The following is a 530-nucleotide window of genomic DNA, read 5'->3' as shown; positions in this document are numbered from 1 at the left end:
CCCCGCCGACAGGTTTTTCGCTGCCAGTTTGGACATATGCCGTTCGACCGCCAGCTCGCTGGCATGCATCGGCAGGTCCGCGACCGGCCCGGACAGCCGCGCACTTTCGGGAACATCGGCGAACAGATCATCGATCGTCGCGGCATTGACCGCGGCGAGCATCGCCTGCCGGTCGGACGGGGTAAGGGGAAGGTAGCGCATCAATCTTCCTTCTCCCCTCCCGCTTGCGGGAGGGGTCGGGGGAGGGCCTGTCAGATCCTAAAGCGGAGCGCGTGAGGCCATGGACACGCCCTCCCCTAGCCCCTCCCGCAAGCGGGAGGGGGACTTAGAGCTTGCTCACGAAATCCGCGTAAGCGCTCTCGTTCATCAGTCCATCAAGCTCGCTGGTGTCGGCCAACGTCATCTTGAAGAACCAGCCATCGCCCTCGGGATCTTCGTTCACCAGCGCGGGATTGTCCTCAAGCGCCGGATTGCCCTCGACCACGGTGCCGGAAACCGGCGCATAGACATCGCTTGCCGCCTTGACGCTC

1 protein-coding gene and 1 pseudogene are annotated in these 530 nt (G+C 64.2%); both read right to left on the bottom strand.

Going from position 1 to position 530, the window contains the following annotated elements; genetic code table 11:
* Nucleotides 1–201: pseudogene (locus ACK4S7_RS13250) on the bottom strand (glycine dehydrogenase); the annotation flags it as partial.
* A 124-nt stretch (nt 202–325) separates the two neighbouring features.
* Nucleotides 326–530: glycine cleavage system protein H (locus ACK4S7_RS13245; RefSeq protein WP_409647745.1), on the bottom strand; the 205-nt coding region annotated here is incomplete at its 5' end.

This window comes from Sphingorhabdus sp. (genome assembly GCF_046292425.1).
Lineage (GTDB): Bacteria > Pseudomonadota > Alphaproteobacteria > Sphingomonadales > Sphingomonadaceae > Sphingorhabdus_B.
This window is presented reverse-complemented; position numbering and strand designations above follow the sequence as displayed.